Annotated in this window: 18 protein-coding genes and 1 tRNA gene; 10 read left to right on the top strand and 9 right to left on the bottom strand. The window is 65.4% G+C overall.

Annotated features, from left to right (window positions below; translation table 11 throughout):
* Positions 1 to 2 precede the first annotated feature (2 nt).
* The 3 genes from groL to ACQ1W9_RS08590 all read left to right on the top strand — a co-directional run bounded on the left by groL (position 3) and on the right by ACQ1W9_RS08590 (position 4586).
* Positions 3 to 1640, top strand: a complete 1638-nt coding sequence (gene groL, locus ACQ1W9_RS08600) for a chaperonin GroEL (RefSeq protein WP_346063571.1) — start codon at positions 3 to 5, stop codon at positions 1638 to 1640.
* 1012 nt (positions 1641 to 2652) lie between these two features.
* Positions 2653 to 4314 carry a group II intron reverse transcriptase/maturase gene (gene ltrA / locus ACQ1W9_RS08595; RefSeq protein ID WP_431026207.1) on the top strand — a complete coding sequence of 554 codons (1662 nt, stop codon included), beginning with the start codon at positions 2653 to 2655 and terminating at the stop codon, positions 4312 to 4314.
* Positions 4315 to 4376: 62 nt separating this feature from the next.
* On the top strand, positions 4377 to 4586 hold the full coding sequence (locus tag ACQ1W9_RS08590; RefSeq protein ID WP_431026432.1) for a YegP family protein: 210 nt from the start codon (positions 4377 to 4379) through the stop codon (positions 4584 to 4586).
* 260 nt (positions 4587 to 4846) lie between these two features.
* Here ACQ1W9_RS08590 and ACQ1W9_RS08585 read toward each other — a convergent pair whose 3' ends face one another.
* The 4 genes from ACQ1W9_RS08585 to folE form a co-directional block, all read right to left on the bottom strand.
* A complete protein-coding gene (locus ACQ1W9_RS08585) occupies positions 4847 to 6304 on the bottom strand; it encodes an NAD-dependent succinate-semialdehyde dehydrogenase (protein WP_431026206.1) in 1458 nt (485 codons plus the stop codon).
* Positions 6305 to 6367: 63 nt separating this feature from the next.
* Complete coding sequence (locus ACQ1W9_RS08580; protein ID WP_431026205.1) at positions 6368 to 6853, bottom strand: hypothetical protein; 486 nt, start codon at positions 6851 to 6853, stop codon at positions 6368 to 6370.
* 92 nt (positions 6854 to 6945) lie between these two features.
* A complete protein-coding gene (gene folX / locus ACQ1W9_RS08575) occupies positions 6946 to 7356 on the bottom strand; it encodes a dihydroneopterin triphosphate 2'-epimerase (RefSeq protein WP_431026204.1) in 411 nt (136 codons plus the stop codon).
* Between the two features lie 27 nt (positions 7357 to 7383).
* The gene (folE, locus tag ACQ1W9_RS08570) at positions 7384 to 7941 is read right to left on the bottom strand and encodes a GTP cyclohydrolase I FolE (protein WP_346063565.1); all 558 of its coding nucleotides are present in this window, start codon (positions 7939 to 7941) and stop codon (positions 7384 to 7386) included.
* A gap of 348 nt (positions 7942 to 8289) precedes the next feature.
* Here folE and ACQ1W9_RS08565 point away from each other — a divergent pair, with 348 nt between their 5' ends.
* Entirely contained in the window at positions 8290 to 8829 is a 540-nt protein-coding gene (locus tag ACQ1W9_RS08565; protein WP_431026203.1) for a hypothetical protein, read from the top strand.
* An 84-nt stretch (positions 8830 to 8913) separates the two neighbouring features.
* Here the strand turns inward: ACQ1W9_RS08565 and ACQ1W9_RS08560 are convergent, their stop codons facing one another.
* On the bottom strand, positions 8914 to 9909 hold the full coding sequence (locus ACQ1W9_RS08560; RefSeq protein WP_431026202.1) for a serine/threonine protein kinase: 996 nt from the start codon (positions 9907 to 9909) through the stop codon (positions 8914 to 8916).
* A gap of 72 nt (positions 9910 to 9981) precedes the next feature.
* Positions 9982 to 10683 carry a ComF family protein gene (locus ACQ1W9_RS08555; RefSeq protein WP_431026201.1) on the bottom strand — a complete coding sequence of 234 codons (702 nt, stop codon included), beginning with the start codon at positions 10681 to 10683 and terminating at the stop codon, positions 9982 to 9984.
* A 76-nt stretch (positions 10684 to 10759) separates the two neighbouring features.
* Between ACQ1W9_RS08555 and bioB the strand changes: the two genes are divergently transcribed.
* The 6 genes from bioB to ACQ1W9_RS08525 all read left to right on the top strand — a co-directional run bounded on the left by bioB (position 10760) and on the right by ACQ1W9_RS08525 (position 15548).
* Positions 10760 to 11821 carry a biotin synthase BioB gene (gene bioB, locus ACQ1W9_RS08550; RefSeq protein ID WP_431026200.1) on the top strand — a complete coding sequence of 354 codons (1062 nt, stop codon included), beginning with the start codon at positions 10760 to 10762 and terminating at the stop codon, positions 11819 to 11821.
* The gene (gene bioF, locus ACQ1W9_RS08545; protein ID WP_431026199.1) at positions 11821 to 12981 is read left to right on the top strand and encodes an 8-amino-7-oxononanoate synthase; all 1161 of its coding nucleotides are present in this window, start codon (positions 11821 to 11823) and stop codon (positions 12979 to 12981) included. Before bioB ends, bioF begins: the two co-directional genes overlap by 1 nt.
* Positions 12978 to 13688 (top strand): alpha/beta fold hydrolase, encoded by a 711-nt coding sequence (locus ACQ1W9_RS08540; protein WP_346063559.1) that lies wholly within the window; start codon positions 12978 to 12980, stop codon positions 13686 to 13688. The genes bioF and ACQ1W9_RS08540 overlap by 4 nt, the downstream gene beginning before the upstream one ends.
* Complete coding sequence (locus ACQ1W9_RS08535; protein ID WP_346063558.1) at positions 13685 to 14518, top strand: methyltransferase domain-containing protein; 834 nt, start codon at positions 13685 to 13687, stop codon at positions 14516 to 14518. The genes ACQ1W9_RS08540 and ACQ1W9_RS08535 overlap by 4 nt, the downstream gene beginning before the upstream one ends.
* 181 nt (positions 14519 to 14699) lie before the next feature.
* Positions 14700 to 15404 carry a dethiobiotin synthase gene (gene bioD / locus ACQ1W9_RS08530; protein WP_431026198.1) on the top strand — a complete coding sequence of 235 codons (705 nt, stop codon included), beginning with the start codon at positions 14700 to 14702 and terminating at the stop codon, positions 15402 to 15404.
* Positions 15405 to 15463: 59 nt separating this feature from the next.
* Positions 15464 to 15548: transfer RNA gene (locus ACQ1W9_RS08525), tRNA-Leu, on the top strand.
* Between the two features lie 740 nt (positions 15549 to 16288).
* Here the strand turns inward: ACQ1W9_RS08525 and ACQ1W9_RS08520 are convergent.
* From ACQ1W9_RS08520 to ACQ1W9_RS08510, 3 genes are all read right to left on the bottom strand, one after another.
* Positions 16289 to 17050: a DNA adenine methylase gene (locus ACQ1W9_RS08520; protein WP_431026197.1), complete on the bottom strand. Its 762-nt coding sequence runs from the start codon at positions 17048 to 17050 to the stop codon at positions 16289 to 16291.
* Positions 17051 to 17180: 130 nt separating this feature from the next.
* Complete coding sequence (locus tag ACQ1W9_RS08515) at positions 17181 to 18251, bottom strand: phage portal protein (protein ID WP_431026196.1); 1071 nt, start codon at positions 18249 to 18251, stop codon at positions 17181 to 17183.
* A complete protein-coding gene (locus tag ACQ1W9_RS08510; RefSeq protein WP_431026195.1) occupies positions 18248 to 20026 on the bottom strand; it encodes a terminase large subunit domain-containing protein in 1779 nt (592 codons plus the stop codon). The genes ACQ1W9_RS08515 and ACQ1W9_RS08510 overlap by 4 nt, the downstream gene beginning before the upstream one ends.
* Between the last annotated feature and the right edge of the window lie 14 nt (positions 20027 to 20040).

Here is a 20040-nt window from a genome sequence, read left to right as displayed (position 1 = left end):
AAATGGCAGCGAAACAGGTCAAGTTTTCCGACGACGCCCGTAAGCGCATGGCTCGTGGCGTGGATGTCCTCGCCAACGCCGTGAAGGCCACCCTGGGGCCCAAGGGCCGCAACGTGGTGCTGGAGAAGTCCTTCGGCGCCCCCACCGTCACCAAGGACGGCGTCTCCGTGGCCAAGGAAATCGAACTGAAGGACAGGTTCGAGAACATGGGCGCCCAGATGGTCAAGGAAGTCGCTTCCAAGACCTCCGACGTGGCCGGTGACGGCACCACCACCGCCACCGTGCTGGCCCAGGCCATCATCAATGAGGGCCTGAAGGGCGTGACCGCCGGCATGAACCCGATGGACCTCAAGCGCGGCATCGACAAGGCCGTGATCGCCGCGGTCAAGGAGATCCAGGCCCTGGCCGTGCCCTGCACCGACTCCAAGGCGATCGCCCAGGTCGGCACCATCTCCGCCAACGGCGACGCCCGCATCGGCGAGATCATCGCCGAGGCCATGGAGAAGGTCGGCAAGGAAGGCGTGATCACCGTCGACGAGGGTCGTGGCTTCGAGGACGAGCTGGAAGTCGTGGAAGGCATGCAGTTCGACCGCGGCTACCTCTCCCCGTACTTCGTCACCAACCAGGACACCATGGCCGTCGAGCTGGAAGATCCCTTCCTGCTGCTGGTGGACAAGAAGATCTCCAACATCCGCGAACTGCTGCCGGTGCTGGAAGCCGTCGCCAAGGCCGGCAAGCCGCTGGTGATCATCGCCGAGGACATCGAAGGCGAGGCCCTGGCCACCCTGGTAGTCAACACCATGCGCGGTATCGTCAAGGTCGCCGCCGCCAAGGCGCCGGGCTTCGGTGATCGTCGCAAGGCGATGCTGCAGGATATCGCCATCCTGACCAACGGCACCGTGATCTCCGAGGAAGTCGGCCTGAACCTCGAGCAGGCCACCCTGGACCACCTGGGCAGCGCCAAGCGCGTGACCATGTCCAAGGAGAACACCACCATCATCGACGGCGCCGGTGCCGAGGGCGATATCGAGGCCCGCGTCAACCAGATCCGCGCCCAGATCGAGGAGACCTCCTCCGACTACGATCGTGAGAAGCTCCAGGAGCGCGTCGCCAAGCTGGCCGGCGGTGTCGCCGTGATCCGCGTCGGTGCCGCCACCGAAGTGGAGATGAAGGAGAAGAAGGCCCGCGTCGAGGACGCCCTGCACTCCACCCGCGCCGCCGTCGAGGAAGGCGTGGTGCCTGGTGGCGGTACCGCCCTGGTCCGCGTGCTGACCAAGGTGGCCGGCCTGAGCGGCGACAACGACGACCAGACCCACGGCATCAACATGGCCCTGCGCGCCATGGAAGCCCCGCTGCGTCAGATCGTCACCAACGCCGGCGAAGAGGCCTCCGTGGTCATCAACCGCGTCAAGGATGGCGAGGGTAACTTCGGTTACAACGCCCAGACCGGCGAGTTCGGCGACCTCTTCGAGATGGGCGTGCTGGATCCGGCCAAGGTGACCCGTTCTGCCCTGCAGTCCGCCGGTTCCGTGGCTGGCCTGATGGTCACCACCGAGTGCATGGTGGCCGACGATCCGGAAGAGAAGGAAGCCGCCGCTCCGGATATGGGCGGCATGGGTGGCATGGGCGGCATGATGTAGTGCGACGAGAGTCGCTTAGGTAGCTAGCCTAGCGGGCTACATCATTGTGGTCACCGACCCTGGAGTCGGTGGCCACACACCCGCAGAAAAAGCAATTTGCTAAACCCGGTATCCGGGGCTTTCTCAAGACCCGGATACCGGTCACCTGTAACTAGGGTGTACCGTTCTCGGTGTCTGGGGAAACCCCGTGTCCTCGCCTCACGGCGACGGATTTATCAATGCTGAAGTTCGGCCAAATGGCCGGATGATGTAGCAGAGATTGCCGTGTCTACAAAGCTTGCTGGCACCTAGTGGCGCAAGCCTTTCCTGCTATTGTCTCACCTTGGGGTATTTCGGGGTAACGAGACCTGTTGTTCAGCCAACAGTAGCCTAGGGGTAGTGCATCACTGGCAACGGTGGTGTGCGAAGCTCCCTGACAATGTAGTCCCACCTCGGTGGACTGTACGTGCCGCGAGGCACGCCAGTGACTCTGCCAGCAACAGGCGGATGAGACGCTAGGCTGGGTGGTACGACCAACGTATGTGAACTGCTGATAAACACCGTCAACCGCAAGGAGCCAAAGTTGCTGACAGGCTTCAACCAAAAGGTGTGTAGCCGGTTATGCCCCTTACATCTGGGCATACGCTGACGCACGGCTACCGGTGGATAGGCAGGGTCTAACCCACTCATGTAGAAGGAAAGGAACTCGGTAAGCCCGTATCTCTGCCCTTGGGCAGGCGAGCCGCAAGGCGAGCTGTTAGAGGTGCGGGTAGAGGAGGACAGAAAAAGCGAACGTCCATCCGTAATGGGTGGAATAGGGGTTCGAGCTTTGCCCCGACGCGAAAGCGTGCTGACTTCTGTCTGGTCTCTGATCGCGTGAAGGCGTGTAAAGCCGCCTGAAAAGCACCATCCGCGGTTTGGATGGACAGTACGAATGCCCTTGCGGGGTGAGGCTCACCTTCCCCGTAAGGGGATAGTGCCGTCTTCACCCCCTCGGGGCATTTTTCGTCAATGCTCAGAGGAGGATTGCAAGATGAGTACTCTGGAAAGCGTACCTGCATTCTCCCACTCGGCATCAAGCTGGCACACCATCCAGTGGAAGGTCTGTCATCGCCGTGTGAGGAGGCTACAGATACGGATCGCGAAGGCTGCCCATGACCAGAAGTGGCGCAGGGTCAAATCCCTGCAACGCATGCTGGTCCGCTCGTTCTCAGCCAGGGCACTGGCTGTGAAACGCGTCACCGAGAACCAGGGCAAGAAATCGCCTGGTGTCGATGGGGCATGCTGGGACACCCCGGATGACAAGTGGGAAGCGATCTCTCGTTTGCAGCGGAAAGGCTACAAGCCCAGACCGCTTCGTCGGGTCTATATCCCGAAGGCCAACGGTCAACGCCGGCCGCTGGGAATCCCGACGATGCTGGATCGCGCCATGCAGGCTCTGTTCCTGCTTGGGCTCGAACCGGTTGCAGAAACGACGGCGGATCGGAACTCCTACGGCTTCCGACCCATGCGAGCCACCGCGGATGCGATGGAGCAATGCTTCGTCAATCTCAGCCGCAAGCACTCGGCTCAGTGGGTACTCGAAGGCGACATCAAGGGGTGCTTCGACAACATCAACCACGAGTGGCTGGTCCGGAATATCCCCATGGATAGAACGGTCCTCCGCAAGTGGCTTAAAGCGGGATACATGGAGTCCTCACGACTCCTTCCGACGACGGCGGGAACACCACAAGGGGGCATCATCTCGCCGGTATTGGCCAATATGGCACTTGATGGTCTGGAAGCGGTGCTCGAATCCCAATTTGGGAAGAAGAACACCAAGGCCAGCTACAAGACCAAGGTCAATTACGTGCGGTACGCGGACGACTTCATCATCACCGGCATCTCCAAGGAGCTGCTGGAGGAGGATGTGAAACCCATCGTCGAGGCCTTCATGGCCGAGCGTGGGCTCACCCTTTCGGTGGAGAAGTCCGTCGTCACGCACATAGCGGAGGGATTCGACTTCCTAGGCCAGAATATTCGCAAGTACAGTGACAAACTTCTCATCAAGCCGAGTCACAAGAACGTGAAGACCTTCCTGGCTAACGTAAGGAGGTTGCTGAACGCCAACAAGACCATGCCTTCCTGGTGGATCGTGGATCAGCTCAACCCGATGATTCGGGGCTGGACCAACTACCATCGTGGAGTCGCGGCCAAGGAGACGTTCAACTACGTGGACTACCGCATCTGGAAGATGCTGTGGCAATGGTGCAAGAGACGGCACCTGAGCCGGCGTAAGCGCTGGATCAAGGGGAAATACTTCCCTCCAGCAGGCAAACGCCAGTGGGTCTTCCAGGGTGAGTACCCCGGCGGCAAACGAGCGTATCTGCTCTATGCCAGCGATGTGCCGATCAAGCGGCATACCAAGATCAAGGCGGAAGCGAACCCTTACGACCCGGCGTTCGAGACCTATTTCGAGGAACGGCTAGAACGTTCCTGGAAGGAATCGACAAAGGGAAGGAAGAAGCTGCAGACGCTCTGGTCCCGGCAAGGCAAGCGCTGCCCGATGTGCCAACAGTTCATCACCTGGGAAACCGGGTGGAACATCCACCATGTGGTGGAGCGGCACAAGGGGGGCGGTGACGAGCTGGACAATTTGGTACTGCTGCATCCCAACTGCCATCGGCAACTGCACAGCAACATTAGCAATGCCTAGAACACCCATATAGAGTGTCAGGATCGAAAAAATGACACTACATGTAGTTGACGCTCGTGCTTATGCTGTTATCCTGTACAAGCAACCTAAGAAGACTGGGGTTCTGTATGGGAAAGCTCGGCTCAAGCGACAAATGGGAATTCTACAAAGACACCTCCGGACGTTGGAGGTGGCGTAGGATCGCATCCAACGGCAGGATCGTTGGTGCCTCTACCGAAGGCTATGCTAATAAAGCTGACTGTGAAGCGAATGCGAGACGGAACGGATACTAATCCTCTTCTGTCTTGTCACATGGGCAACCGGTCTGTGATTCAACACAGGCTTACAGAGGCTTGAGCCGTATGCGGGGAAACTCGCACGTACGGTTCTTAGGGGGCGGCGGGGCAGAAATGCTCTGCTGCTACCCGACAGCCGACCCGGGCAACCGCCTGACCGACCCCGCCGGTTCGCCGGCGGGGTTTTTTATGGCCTGAAAGGCGCCAGGCCCCCGAGTGGGGGCCTGGCGCCTTGCTGAGTTATCAAGCGGTTAGGGTTACTCCAGCTCCATACACAGGTACTTGGTCTCGAGGAACTCCTCCATGCCCTGGTGGCCGCCCTCGCGACCCAGGCCGGAGGCCTTGACGCCGCCGAAGGGCGCCGCGGCATTGGAGATCAGACCGGTATTGATGCCCACCATGCCGTACTCCAGGGCCTCGGCGACCCGCCACACCCGGCTCAGGTCCCGGGAGTAGAAGTAGGCCGCCAGGCCGTATTCGGTGGCGTTGGCCTGGGCCACGGCGTCCTCCTCGTCCTCGAAGGGGAAGACCGCCGCCAGGGGGCCGAAGGTCTCTTCGCCGGCCACCTTCATCTCGGCCGTGGCGAAGTTGATCAGGGTGGGGGTGAAGAAGTTGCCGCCCAGCGGGTGCGGGTTGCCCCCCAGCAGCAGTTCGGCGCCCTTGTCCACGGCGTCATGGACGTGCTCGGAGACCTTGGCCACCGCCTTGTCATCGATCAGCGGCCCGATATTGACGCCGGCCTCGGCGCCGTTGCCCACCTTGAGCTCGCTGTTCATGGCCGCCGCCAGCTTCTCGCAGAAGGCGTTGATCACGCTGGTCTGGACCAGGAAGCGGTTGGTGCAGACGCAGGTCTGGCCGGCGTTACGGAACTTGGCGGCCATGGCCCCCTCGACGGCGGCATCCAGGTCGGCGTCCTCGAAGACGATAAAGGGCGCATTGCCACCCAGCTCCAGGGAGAGCTTCTGGATATGCCGGGAGGCCTGGGCCATCAGGGTGCGCCCCACCTCGGTGGAGCCGGTGAAGGTGATCTTGCGCACCACCGGGGATTCGGTGAGGGCCGCGGCGATCTCGCTGGCCTTGCCGGGCACCACATTGAAGACCCCACGCGGCACCCCGGCCCACTCCGCCAGCAGCGCCAGGGCGGTGGCCGAGAAGGGGGTCTGGCTGGCCGGCTTGATGACGATGGGGCAGCCCGCCCCCAGGGCGGCGCCGGCCTTGCGGGTGATCATGGCGGCGGGGAAGTTCCAGGGGGTAATGGCCCCCACCACCCCCACCGGCTGCTTGGTGACCAGGATACGCTGACTGGGCTTGGCGGCGGGCAGGGTCTCGCCGGTGACCCGCCGGGCCTGCTCGGCGAACCAGCGCAGGAAGCTGGCGGCATAGGCGATCTCGCCGGCGGCCTCGGCCAGGGGCTTGCCCTGCTCCAGGGTCATGATCCCGGCCAGCTCCTGCTGATACTCCAGCATCAGGTCGTGCCACTTCATCAGGACATCGGCCCGCTCCAGGGCGGTCAGGGCGCGCCAGGCGGGAAAGGCCGCCTCGGCGGCCTCGATGGCGCGCTCGGTCTCGCCACGCCCCAGGCGGGGGACCTGGCCGATGCGCTCGCCGGTGGCCGGATTGGTCACCTCGATCTGCTCGCCGCTATCGGCCGCCACCCAACTGCCGTCGATATAGGCGAAGGGCCGATAGAGGGTACTCTCTTGCAGGGATTGCATAGCTCGCTCCTTCCCGGGAAGCCGGCGACTCATGCCGCCGGGGAGAAAAGGGGTTGGTGGCGCCTAGGGCACCGACGCCGCCGTGGTGGGGTCGACCAGGACACCCAGCACCGCCACCAGCAGCGCCAGGGCAATGGCCAACCAGCTGAACAGCCGGCCCCGATAGCGGGCCGGTTCGCGGTGAATCTGGCGCAGGCCCAGCCAGGCACAGGCCGCCGCGGCAACCGCCAACAAGGGCACCTGGGCGTCGAGAAACAAGGACAGGAAGGCCATCACCAGGCCGGCGAGACTCCAGCCGGAATAGCGGGAGTTGACCGACTCGGCGCCTGGCGAAGCGGCCAGGGTCTGGCGAGCACGGCGCTGGGGCACGGGACGCAGGATCACCCGCACGGCCTGGCGGTTCCGGGGAGTAAAGGTCACTTCCTGGCCGGCGGCGGGGAGTCCCCGGCCCCGCCAGCCACTCAGATCGAAGGTATAGCGCTGGCCGTCGTCGGCCGCGATTTCACCCGACTGGGTGGCGTCGTCGAAGGCAATGATGTCGCCGTTCAAGGCGAGTCTCCCCTTGGCTGGTGGTCTTCCTCCATGCTAAGACGAATCGGCCGCGGCACCAACCCCGGAGCGGGCCGATATCATGACGGAGATCAGCCCAGCGGGCGCACTTCCCGGGAGTCGGAGAGGGTGATCGAGACGGAGTCGGCGAAGCGCAGGGCATAGGGCTTGTCGATCTCCACCTGGGCCGTCAGCACCTGCTCGTAGGACATGATGATATCCAGCACCTCCCGGGTCATGCGCTCCAGCAGCAGGAAACGGTTCTCCTCGACATGGGCGATCAGGTGCTTGGTGATGGTGCGGTAGTTGAGGGCCTGATCGATATGGTTGAACTGCACCGCCCGGGCGGCCCGATAGCGGATCACCGCATTGATCACCACGTCCTGGCGGTTGCTGATCTCCTCTTCCTTGATGCCGATAAAGGTACGTAGCCGCAGGTTCTTGATGCGGATGGTGGCCAGATCGTGGTCGAGATGCTGGTCATTCAGCGAATGCATGGGCATGCTGGCTAGGCTCCGGCGTCACGGTACTCAGCGACTGTTGATCAGGGTCAGGAATTCCTGGCGGGTCGGGGCATTCTCGCGGAAGGCCCCCAGCATCACCGAGCTGGTCATGCTCGAATTCTGCTTCTCCACGCCGCGCATCATCATGCACATATGCTTGGCCTCGATGACCACGGCCACGCCGCGGGCCTGGGTCACCTGCTGCACCGCTTCGGCAATCTGCCGGGTCAGGTTCTCCTGGATCTGCATGCGCCGGGCATACATGTCGACGATGCGCGCAAACTTGGAGAGACCCAGCACCTTGCCGTTGGGCAGGTAGGCGATATGGCACTTGCCGATAAAGGGCAGCAGATGGTGCTCGCACAGGGAGTAGAGCTCAATATCCTTGATCAGCACCATCTCGTCGGTCTCGGACTCGAAGACGGCACCGTTGACCAGGGTCTCCAGGGACTGTTCATAACCCCGGGTGAGAAACTGCATCGCCTTGGCGGCACGCTTGGGAGTATCGCGCAGCCCCTCTCGCTCGGGATCCTCCCCGAGGCCCAGGATGATCTGGCGGTAGTGTTCGGCGAGTGCTTCGGTCATGGTGTGGCCCACTTGTCGAATAAATTGCTACAAATTATTGCAGCCGGTACATGTTTTGTACAACAAAATGTCTACCCTGGCGAGCTGACTCGAGACGACAGACGCCAGCGCCGTGGCATATTGCCGAGCCTGGCTCGGACAAAGAGGGGATTCTAGCGCATGGGCGCCCGCACCGCAGGTCTTCCCGCGCCGCGGCACGGCCTTTCGAGCGCCTGGCAAGACGGCGTGGCATAATGTCACGCAGGCTCCACCGCTCTGCGGCCCGGCATCGAGCTGTGCTAGCATACGGCCCTGGAATCACGCCTTATTTCCCGCTATTGGTTATTGCTTGCTATCGAGAGTCCCGCCATGGCACACCGCACCCTTCGGCTCACCTCCCTGCTCTCCGGCCTGTTGCTGACCGCCGGCCTGAGTACCGGGATCGCCCAGGCCGACACCCTGCATCTCCCCGATGAGGCGATCATCGAGGTCGCCGTGATCGAAGCCACCACCTTCAGCGCAGAGACGCCGCGCCATAGCGACATGCTGCTGCGTCCGGTGCGCGACGCCGCCGGCGATACCGCCCTACCCTCCCACTGCCTGATCACCGCCGACGGCCTGCTGGACGGCGACCGACTGCGGGTCTCGGCCCGCACCCTGACCTGCATCGCCACCGACGGCAGCGAGAGCGAGATCTTCAGCGGCGAGATGTCCGCCACCGCCTACGATGCCGACGGCCGCTTCGGCCTGGATGCCTGCGTTGACGCCGAGTGCCGGGAGGCCCTCCTGGAGCCCTCCCGGGCCTTTGTCATGCGACTGGGCGGCGACCTGACCCTGGAGCCCAAGGACAACCCCTCGGCGCGGATCAACGAGGAGCGCCGCCAGGCAGAGGGCACCAACGCCCCCTGATCCGGCCGCTCGACCACGGCCCGTTGAACCAGAGGCCCAGCCGACTCGGCTGGGCCTCTGGCGTTCGCAGCGAACGCCCCGGCGTCAGCCCGGCCCCACCAACCAACGCGGCTTGTTCGTCAAGGCCAGGCACTGCTGCTCCAGATCGCGGATATGCTGATCCCAGTAGCCCGCCTCGGCGACCCAGGGGAAGACCCGCGGGAAGGCCGGGTCCTCCCAACGCGCCACCAGCCAGGCACTATGACGCATCAGGCGCAGGCCACGCAGCGCCTCGATCCAGCGCAGTTGGCGCCGGTCGAAATCACAGGCCTGCTCATAGCCCTCGAGCAGCTCCGAGAGCTGCATCTGCCACTCCTGCTCATGCTGGGCACTGAGCAGCATCCATAGATCCTGCACCGCCGGGGCCATCAGGCAGTCGTCGAAGTCGACCAGGGCGAAATCCCCGTCACGCCCGAGCATATTGCCCAGGTGACAGTCGCCGTGGGCACGAATCATCGCCTCGGCGGGCCAGGTCTGCCCCAGGATGGTCGTCGCCAGTTCGCCGCTGATGCGCTCATAGGCACGGCGCTGGCGGGCATTGAGCCAGGGCCCGCCCAGCACGATGCCGCGGCTCTCCTCGGCCAGGGGCCCGGGTTCGAGCCGCCGCCGGTGGACGAACTCGCTGCGCCGGCCTACCGCATGCAGGCGCCCGATCAACTCCCCCAGGGCGAACAGATGGTCCGGGTTGTCGAGTTCCGGGGCACCTCCCGGCAACTGCGGGAAGAGCGCGAAACGAAAGCCTTGATGGCGATGCAGGCTGATGCCCTGGGCATCCCGCCAAGGGGCGGCCACCGGCACCTCCGCGGCCTGCAGCTCGGCCAGGAAGTCGTGCTCCTCCTGGATCGCCGCATCCGACCAGCGCTGGGGGCGGTAGAACTTCACCACCCAGCGGCGGCGTTCCTCGTCATGCAGCTGAAAGACCCGGTTCTCGTAGCTGTTCAGGGCGAAGGGCTCACCGGGCAGCCAGAAGCCCAGGGACTCCACCGCCTCGACCACCCGAGCCGGCGAGAGGGATTCGAAAGGATGGGGATCCGAGGTCATGGGGCGTCCTGTGCTGATCCAATGCGTGGCGAGTGTGGGCATCATAGCAGTCCCGGGAACGCCTATGGCCGCTTATTGCAAAGGCGTCCGCGCCAGGGTCCAGGCCTCGATCACCTCGGCACCGGCCTGGCGACAGGCCATCGCCAGGGCATCCAGGGTCGCCCCGGTGGTCATCACATCATCCACCAGGGCGATCCGCGCCGGCAGCCTCGCCTCGACCCGGAAGGCCCGGCGCAAGTTGGCCCGGCGTGCCGGACGGTCGAGGCCCCGCTGGCTCAGGGTGTCGCGCACCCGCCCCGCCTCGATCAGCGGCAGGTCGAGGCGTGCCGCCAGGCGCCGAGCCAGCCACTGGGCCTGGTTGAAGCCCCGCTGCCGGGCTCGCCGGTCATGCAGGGGCACCGCCACCAGCGCATCCACCGGCGGGGTCGACAGGCTACGCCAGAACAGCTCCAGCAGCACGCTGCCGGCCCGGGGCGAGGCATGGAACTTGAAGGCCCGGATCAAACCGCTCACCTCGCCCTCATAACGCAGCGGCGCGCGGGTCAGATCGAAGGCGGGAGCGCGCCGCAGGCAGGCGCCACAGGGCCTGCCAAGCCCTTGCCCCGGCTGGGGCTCACCGCAGCGCGGACAGGCCGGCAGGTTCCAGGGCAAGGCCAGCAGGCAGTCGTGACACCAGGGCGCCTGGCGGCCGGCCGGGCCCAGGCAGAAGGCACAGCGTCCCGGCAGGGCATGACGCAGCACCCGGTCAACCCAGGGAACAATCGAAGTTGACAAGGCGTGGCCACGCCCTATCATCGTGGTCAACCCAAAGTGATTCATATAGTTAACCAAGTCAGCCGCGAGCCCTACCATGACTCTAGCCAGCCCCACCCCGCCCCGCCACGACTGGTCGGTGGACGAGATCGAAGCGCTCTTCGCGCTGCCCTTCAATGACCTGCTGTTCCAGGCCCAGCAGGTCCACCGCAGCCACTTCGATCCCAATGCGGTGCAGGTCTCCACCCTGCTCTCCATCAAGACCGGCGCCTGCCCCGAGGACTGCAAGTATTGCCCCCAATCGGGGCACTACACCACCGGGCTGGACAAGGAGAAGCTGCTGGAGATCGAGAAGGTAGTGGCTCAGGCCGAGGCCGCCAAGGCCGCCGGCGCCAGCCGCTTCTGCATGGGCGCGGCTTGGCGCAGCCCGCGGGAGAAGGACCTGGTGGTGGTGCTGGAGATGGTCAAGCGGGTCAAGGCCCTGGGCCTGGAGACTTGCATGACCCTGGGCATGGTCGACGACGCCCAGGCCCGGCGCCTGGCCGAGGCCGGCCTCGACTACTATAACCACAACCTGGACACCTCCCCGGAGTACTACGGCGAGATCATCACCACTCGCAGCTATGCCGATCGTCTGGAGACCCTGGGCCATGTGCGCGAGGCCGGCATGAAGATCTGCTCCGGCGGTATCCTCGGCATGGGCGAGTCGGGGCGCGACAGGGCCGCCCTGCTCCAGCAGCTGGCGCGCCTCGATCCGCACCCGGAATCGGTGCCGATCAATATGCTGGTCAAGGTACCCGGCACGCCCCTGGAGGACGTCGACGACCTGGATCCCATCGAATTCGTGCGCGCCATCGCCGTGGCGCGTATCCTGATGCCAAGGAGCCATGTGCGGCTCTCCGCAGGACGCGAACAGATGGACGACAGCACCCAGGCCCTGGCCTTCCTAGCCGGTGCCAACTCGATCTTCTATGGCGAACGCCTGCTGACCACCGAGAACCCCGAGGCGGCTCGGGACAAGCGCCTCTTCGCTCGCCTCGGGCTGCACCCGGAGCAGCGTGAGACCTGTGCCGACGACCGTCAGCAGGCCGCGACCCTGGAAAGCGCCATGCAACGCCAGGCCAGCGCCGGCCTCTACTACGACGCCACGGAGGCCTGATGGTCTGGCGGCAGCGACTCTCGGCCCGCCTCGCCCGTCAGCGCGAGGCGGGGCTATGGCGGGAGCGACTTACCATGACCCCGGCCCCGGGCAGCCGGGTGCGCGACTTCGCCAGCAACGACTACCTGGGCCTGGCCCGGGATCCGCGGCTGGCCGAGGCCCAGTCCCAGGGCGCCCGCTGCTTCGGTGCCGGCGCCGGGGCCTCGCACCTGGTCAATGGTCACCTGCTGCCCCATCAACTGCTGGAGGAGCGCCTCGCCGATCTCACCGGCCGCCCCCGGGCGCTGCTCTTCTCCACCGGCTATATGGCCAATTTCGGCACCCTCCAGGCACTCTGCGACCACCAGACCCATCTCTTCCAGGATCGCCTCAACCACGCCTCCCTGCTGGACGGGGCACGACTGGCCGGGGCCCGCAGCCGGCGCTTCCACCACCGCGACCTGGAGGACCTGGAGCGCCTGCTCGGGCGAGCCGAGGAGACCGGGCCACGCCTGGTGGTCAGCGACGGCGTCTTCAGCATGGATGGCGATATGGCGGATATCGACGGCCTGGCGACGGTCTGCGCCCGCCACGACGCCTGGCTGATGATCGATGACGCCCATGGCCTGGGCGTCCTCGGTGAGCATGGCGATGGCTGCGTGGGGCGGCGCTTCGATGCCGAGCAGGTGCCGGTACTGGTGGGCACCCTGGGCAAGGCCCTGGGCACCGCCGGCGCCTTCGTGGCCGGCGATGACCTCTTGATCGATACCCTGATCCAGTTCGCCCGCCCCTATATCTACACCACCGCCCAGCCCCCCGGAATGGCCATGGCGACCCTGCGTGCCCTGGACATCCTCGAGATGGAGCCGGAGCGCCGTCGGCGACTGCATGAGCATCTCGACCACTTTCACGCCCGGGCCGCCGAGCTGAAGCTGCCGCTGCTCGCCTCGCCGACCCCCATCCAGCCCCTGCTGCTGGGCGATAGCGCCCGAGTGATGCGCTGGAGCCTGGCGTTGCGGGAAGCGGGTTTCATGGTCGGCGCCATCCGCCCGCCCACCGTGCCCCAGGGCCAGGGGCGGCTGCGCATCACCCTCTCCAGCGGCCACCGCCGGGAAGATATCGATGAGCTGCTGGAACGCCTCGCCGAGCTGCTCGCCGCCGACCCGGAGCCGCTTCCGTGAGTCGCCTGGTGCTGCTCTCCGGCTGGGGCTGCGACGCCCGTATCTGGGACCCCCTGGCCCCCCACTGGTCCGCCGGGGTGGAGGTCTCCACGCCGGACTGGCCCGGCTATGGCGATGCCGCCCCCCTGGCCACCCCCGACGCCCTCGATAAGCTTGCCGCGGCCATGACCCCGGCCCTGCCCGGCGAGGCACTCTGGGTGGGCTGGTCCCTGGGCGGCCTCTTGGCCGCCGCGCTGCTGGAGCACCTGCCTCCGCCCCGCGGCCTGGTGCTGCTCGGCTGTGCCCCGCGCTTTACCCTGGGGCCGGTGTCGCCGGAGGAGCTCGCCGGCTTCCGGCGCGCCTTCGCCCGGGATCCGCACGCCACCTGGCGCCACTTCCTGCGCCATCAGCTGGGTGGCGAACCGGCCCCGCGCCAGGCGCATGTGCGACTCCGCGACCTGCTGGGCGAGACGCCCCCCGCCTCCCTCGCCACCCTGGAGGCCGGCCTGGCACAGCTGGCCCAGTTGGATATCGGTGCGATACTCGCCGCCCCCCCCTGCCCCATCCGGCGGCTGCGCGGCGCCCGGGATCCGCTGCTACCCGCCGCACAGCCGGACGAGACGCTGCTCGAGGAGGCGGGACACTGCCCCCAGTTGAGTCGCCCGGCGGCCCTGGCCAGGCACCTCGAGGCACTGCTCGAGGAACTCTCGGGGGAGCGACTGGCATGACGCAGGCCACCCTCGGCGTCCCGACCCACGGCCATGCCCAGGCCGACTGCCCACAGGCCGAGCCCCGGGCCTGGCGGCGCCGGGTGGCCCAGGCCTTCGGCCGCGCCGCCCCTCACTACTGCCGGCGCGCCGCGGCCCAGGCCGCCCTGGGCGAGCGTCTCTGGGCCCACCTGCCGGCTCAAGCCGAGACTGTCCTCGACCTGGGCTGCGGCCCCGGCCACTGGAGCGCCCGCCTGGCCCGCCACTATCCCATGGCCCGGGTGGTCGGCCTCGACCTGGCCCCGGCCATGCTGACGGAGGCCCGGCGCCGTCACACGGAAGCCATCGCCTGGGTACGCGGCGATGCCGCGGCCCTGCCGCTGGCCGATAACGCCCTGGACCTGCTGTTTTCCAACCTGGCGATCCAGTGGTGTCCCGATCCCGCGGCGGTGCTCGCCGAGGCGCATCGGGTGCTGGGCCCCGGCGGCCGCGCCCTGATCAACACCCTGGGCCCCGGCACCCTGGCCGAGGTGGCCACGGCCTGGTCGCGTCCCGGCCGCCCCGCCGCCCTGCTCGACTTCGTCGATGCCGAACGCCTGGAGGCGGCGGCGCGACGAGCGGGCTTCGGCGCGGTGCGCCTGGAGAGCGCCCGGGAACGCTTCTTCTACCCGGACCTGGCCGCGGTGATGGCCTCCATCAAGGGAGTCGGTGCCCAGGTGGCCCCGGACAACGACGCGCCGCGCCTGGGCCGCGCCGACCTGGAGCGTGCCCGGGCCCGTTTCGAGGCCCTGCGCGAACCCGCCGGCCTGCCGGTCAGCTACCAGCGCCTGACCCTGATTCTCGATAAGTGAGTCAACCAGCGCCGATGCACCGCCCGCGCCGGCCTGTCGACGCACCGTCCAGAACCTCAACGCCTGTCCCTGATCCTCGATAAGTGAGTCAACCAGCGCCGATGCACCGCCCGCGCCGGCCTGTCGACGCACCGTCCAGAACCTCAACGCCTGTCCCTGATCCTCGATAAGTGAGCCGACAATGAGCGCTTATTTTATTACCGGAACCGATACCGATGCCGGCAAGACCCTGGTGGCCTCGGGCCTGCTGGCCCGGGCGAGAAACGCCGGCCTCACCACCCTGGGCCTCAAGCCGGTGGCCTCCGGCTGTGAGACGACCCCACAGGGCCTGCGCAACGCCGATGCCCTGGCCCTGCAGGCCTTCAGCGCCCCGGCCATGGACTACGCCACCATCAACCCCCATGCGTATGCCCCCGCCATCGCCCCCCACCTGGCCGCCGAGCGGGCCGGCGATCGCCTGACCCTGGCCGGCCTGGTGGAGACCCTGGCACCGAGCCTGGCGCTGCCCCGGGACCTGATCCTGGTGGAGGGGGCCGGGGGCTGGCGGGTGCCCCTCAACGATCGGGAAGACCTGGCCGGCCTGGCCGAGCGCCTGGCGCTGCCGGTGATCCTGGTGGTGGGGCTCAAGCTGGGCGCCATCAATCATGCCCGACTCAGCGCCGAGGCGATCCGCGCCGACGGCCTGACGCTGGCCGGCTGGGTGGCCAACGGCATCGATGCCGATATGGCGGAACAGGCGGCCAACCTGGCCTGCCTGCGCCGGCACCTGCCCGAGCCTTGCCTGGGGGTGGTGCCGCCCCTGGGGAAGCGCTCGCCCCAGGCCCTGGCGATGGCCGCCGCGGCCCATCTACGGCTCCCCGGCGAGGCCAATAACGCCTTGACTTGAGGCACTATTCACCTAGAATATGGGGCCCTGTCGACGAGCCATTGGGCTCCGTTCACCCTGCGGATGTGGTGGAATTGGTAGACACGCCAGATTTAGGTTCTGGTGCCTTCGGGCGTGGGAGTTCAAGTCTCCCCATCCGCACCATTTTATCTCCTAAGTTATTGATTTTGTTGGCCACAACAATCTCATATCCTTCGATCTTCAGTCCCCGCCCAGTCCCCAGGTTCTCGTCAGAAACCTGAGATACGCGTGCGTGCGCGCCCCTTACGCGGGGTAACCTCAGAATCCGTGGGGGGCTCGGAAAAAGGTAACAAAGGTAATGCCTTCCAGAAATCCGGCCTAAATACCTGAATACAAAGGGATTCTAACGGTCGTTCAAAAGGTAACAAAAAGGTGATGCAAAGGTAATGCGTTACCTTTTTAAGAGGTCACAGAGAGAGAAATCCAAATCCCTTGAAAACAGCCACTTGCATCCGCGTTACCTTTTGCATTACCTCACATTACCTTTTTGGGGTAACAGAAAAGCCTTTACTTCTCAGGTGCTTAGCATAGAAAACACCCCCTTGTGACCGATGTTACCTTTTTCCGAGCCCCCCTCACCTTCTCAGGAACCGCTCTCCTCCCGCCCTAGTGCGTGGCCTGCTTGATTTCGCATGATTCCGCATGGGTGACTGCCCTCTGCAAACCGCCCCGAGGCCCTACGGCTAGGCTGCATTCGTCGTCCTGCACGAGTGCGTGAAAAGCGACAGGTTTAGCGCGCAGGCGGGGCGGGGTGTCGACGGCGCGCCGTGGGGCGCCGCCGGCGTGGACATGCGCTGGGCGTCGGTCCGGGATGAAAAAAGCCGCCCAGGTTATGGGCGGCGGTTGATGCAGGAAAGCACTGGTCAGCGGTTGCAGATGATGAGCTCTCCCCGCTTCCCGGTGGCTTGTTTGCCGACGGTGTAGCGGATCTGGGTGGAGTGGATGTTGAGCCCCGCGAACGCCCGCCGCATCTCCGGGATGTCGTTGACACTGATCACCACCTGCCCCTTTGCGTTGTGAGCCAGCTCCGCCATCCGATCGTACTCTTCGAGGCCGAACTCCCCTCCATAGCCGGCGGTATCCCAGTATGGCGGATCCAGGTAGAAGAGGGTCTCGGGGCGATCGTAGCGGGTCACACATTCGGCCCAGTCCAGGTGCTCGATCACCGTGCGCGATAACCGGAGATGCGCCTGGCTCAGGTCCTCCTCGATACGCATCAGGTTGAGGCGAGGCGGGGTGGTGGCCGACGTGCCGAAGGTCTGGCCGTGGACCTTGGCGCCGAAGGCAAGCTTCTGCAGGTAGAAGAACCTCGCCGCGCGCTGCACATCCGTGAGGTGGTGCGGATTCACCTCACGCTGGGTTAGGTACTCTTCCCGGCTCACCAGGCTCCAGCGGAACTGGCGCACCAGCTCGTCGGGGTGGTGCTTGACGATGCGATAGAGGTTCACCAGCTCCCCGTGGGCGTCATTGATCACCTCCACGGGGCTCGGCTCCTTCAGGAAGAAGATCGCTGCGCCTCCACAGAAGGGTTCCACATAGGTCCTGTGCGGCTGGAACTGGGGAATAATGGCCTTTGCAAGGCGGCGCTTGCCTCCCATCCATGGGAGGATCGGTTTCATGGTCATCCAGACACCTGTTTATTTATCCAGTTTTTGGTATGCTTTCGGTGTCGCTGGATGCGCCAGGAAGGCGTTGATGATCAGGGACGATCACGGCGATACATGCCCGGGGCCCATGGCTCCGGGCTTTTTCATATCAGCCAGGAGGCGAAACGCTAGCCGCATCGAGCGAGTACGGCCGGAAGCGCACCACCTCCTGGCCGACGTGGTCGTTGATCTCGCTGAGGATCGCCTGCAGCGGCTCAAGCTCGTTGATCACGAAGACCCGGGCCGCTTTCTCGACGTCGCCGAAGCCACCCGTGTTGTTGGGGATCACCCCCATCAGCTGCGGCGGGATCCGGTGACCGGCGAGCTGGTCGTCGCGGGTGATGTTCTTGATCGAGGCGAACTCGTCCTTCGCGGCCACCTCCGAGATCGGGATGATCTGGATGCCGTCCTTCTTTCCGTTGGGGCTGTAGAGGAACAGGTTGCGGAAGTTGCCGACTCCCTTCGACTCCTTCAACGCCGTGCGCATGGCGTCGATATCCTCCTGGTTCTGGGCCGCGTCGGAGACGTACATCACGAATCCCGCGTGGGAGCCGTTGAGGTAGTACTTGCGCCTGAACAAGGTGGCGTTCTCGTTGAGGTAGATCGACTGCAGGGCGCCCAGGTAATCGGGCACGCCATAGACCTCCTGGTTGATGTCCGGCTCGAGCAGATGGATCACGCTGCCCGGGGCGAACTCGCTGCGCTCGCTCCAGTTGGGCACCCAGAAGTAGCGCTCCAGGTCGGCGCCCCGGCGCACGTACTTGGCCCGGGCCGGGCGCAGCGCGAGCAGCCTTCCCAGTCGCCCGAAGATCCGCTCGAGATAGCAGTTGCCGAACACCAGGTAGTCGGTGACCAGGGCGCTGAAGGCCTGCCGACTGAGCAACGGATGGGGAATGAACGAGCGCACCAGGATATTGCGCTTCACCTGGAGGGCACTGCCATGATGCGCCGTGGCGCGGTAGGTCTGGGCCAGGGCCGGGAAGTCCACCGGCGGCTCGTACCACTCGCTGCCCAGCATCCAGCAGCCGGTGTAGAAGAAGTCGTAGCCGTCGATGACCGGCACCGGATCGCCGAAGCTGAACGCTTCCGCCTTCGCGAGCGCCGGGGCCCGGTCGGCACCATCGTCGGTGCGGTAGGCCGGCACGCGCACGCGGGGCTTGGCTGCTGCGGGCTCGCTCATTCAAACATCTCCATCAGGGATCGTCCGGTACCGTGATCGACCGGACCGTCGAGAGGCTCGTTGTGCAGGGCATGCATGGTCGCCCAGGCCAGGTCGGCGTGACCGGTCTGGTTGTTGCGCCCTGCGCTGTAGGTGAACTGGCGACCGGAGGCGGTGAGCTCGCGGCGAATCGCCATGAACGACTGGGCCAGGTCGGTCCAGCCGGCGTCGAATTCGAGGCGGCCCTTGTTGATAATCTGCTGGGCCTGCATGACCAGCCGCGCCTTGACCTCCGGCGTGTAGCGGTAGCGGGTGACGGTGGGGAAGAACTTGGCCACCAGTTGGGCGACGGCCTCGCCCAAGCCGGAGGTGTCGATGCCGATGAAGGTAACGTTGTAGCGGCGGGTCACCTCGCGGATGAACTCCGCCTGGGCTTCGTAATCGCGCCCTTTCAGGCGATGCCGCTCGAGCAGCCGGTGCTTGCCGCTCATCGAGCGCGGCGGCGCCACCACCACCAGCCCCGCCCCATCGCCCTCCTCGCCGTCGCCGGCCGGGTCATAGCCGATCCACACCGGATGCTCGCCATAGGGGCGCGGCGCGAACGGCTTAAGATCCCGCCAGGCGTCCCAGCTGTCGACCATGCACTTCTGCATCATCGCCAGTGGGAAGGCGCTCTGGGTGTCGTCGACGAACTCGCACATCAGCAGGTTGGCGAACTCGTCGTCGGAGTACTCCAGGCGCAGCTGGTCGATATCGAACAGGTCGCAGCCGCCGGCGATGGCGTCCTCGATCGTCACGATCTGGCGCCACTGACCGTCCGGGCCGCGCGCCCCGCCCTTCAGCGCGGCATGGCTGACATCGATCGTCACCCGCTCGGCCTTCTTGCGCCGCTTGTTGAAGCGCTCGCCGGTCCAGAAGGGATAGGCCTCGTGGGCCACGGAGGATGGTGTGCTGAAGTAGGTCTGCTTCCAGCGTTTATGCATCGCCATCCCGCTGGTCACCTTGCGGAACTGCTCGAAGCCGTGGATCCAGAAATACTCGTCCAAGAAGGTGTCGCCGTGGTAGCCCTGGGCCGTCTTGGCGTTCGTCCCCAAAAAGTGCAATTCCGCCCCATTGGCGAGGATGATCGGGTCGCCCTTCAACTCGACGCCGGTGATCTCTTTCACGAACTGCACGATGTAGTGGCGGAAGATATGCGCCTGGGCCTTCGAGGCGCTCATGAAGATCTTGTTCTTACCGGTCTCCAGGGCATCGGCGATCGCCTCCCGGGCGAAGTACCAGGTGGCGCCGATCTGGCGTGACTTGAGCAGGTTGCGGATGCGCTCGTGCTGGCCGGCGCGGTACCAGACACGCTGGTAATCGAACAGCGAGGCCTCGAACGCCTCGACGACCTGGATCACGCCTTCGTCGCCCACATCGTTGCGCTTGGGCTTGCGCTTCTCGCCGGCATTGCGCCGCTCGATGTTGGGATTCAGGTCGGTCTCGCGGCCCGATTCCTGGTACTTGTGCACCCGGGCCAGGCGCTCGATCTGCCGGCCCAACAAGTCCAGTTCCTTGAAGTCCTTGCCTTCCTTCTGCTCCTTCCAGATCAGTTGGACCATGCGCGCTTCCAGCGCGCCTTCTACCCGCTGGGTCGGCGTGGCGGCGTCCCAATCGTCGCGCTTTTTCCAGCTGTCGATGGTGGCTCGCGGGATATCCAGGAACTCGGCAATGCGCGCGATGCGCCACCCCATCCAGTAGAGGTGCCGTGCGGAAAGCCGGTAGTGATCGTCGTCGATGTGCGCTTGCGGTGTCATGCCGCCAGCGTACC

The organism is Halomonas sp. H5 (assembly GCF_050613175.1).
GTDB lineage: Bacteria > Pseudomonadota > Gammaproteobacteria > Pseudomonadales > Halomonadaceae > Bisbaumannia > Bisbaumannia salifodinae.
This window is presented reverse-complemented; position numbering and strand designations above follow the sequence as displayed.